This window comes from Nesterenkonia maliinae, from assembly GCF_051262655.1.
Lineage (GTDB): Bacteria > Actinomycetota > Actinomycetes > Actinomycetales > Micrococcaceae > Nesterenkonia.
On record NZ_JBIMEY010000020.1, the window covers coordinates 1 to 258 of the forward strand.

Below are 258 nucleotides of genomic sequence, written 5' to 3' on the forward strand. Positions count from 1 at the left end.
CGCCTCAGTGAGAGTCGCATGATCATGGCGCTGACCATGGGCGGCGCCATGGGCCTGGTGATGTTCGCGTGGATGATGAACATGTATAAGAACACCAAGGCCAACGTCGCTGTCGTCGTCATCAGCGCTCTGCTGCTCGGCACGGGTGTCGTCCTGGACCGCAGCCAGATCACGGTGCAGGACACCGGGTACATGAAGTCGATGATCCCGCATCATTCGATGGCTATCACTCGTTCCGAGCGTGCCAACTTCGACGAC

1 pseudogene is annotated in these 258 nt (G+C 59.3%); it reads left to right on the top strand.

The window, feature by feature from the left end:
- Window positions 1–18: 18 nt before the first annotated feature.
- A pseudogene (locus ACHAA4_RS15360) lies at window positions 19–258 on the top strand (DUF305 domain-containing protein); the annotation flags it as partial.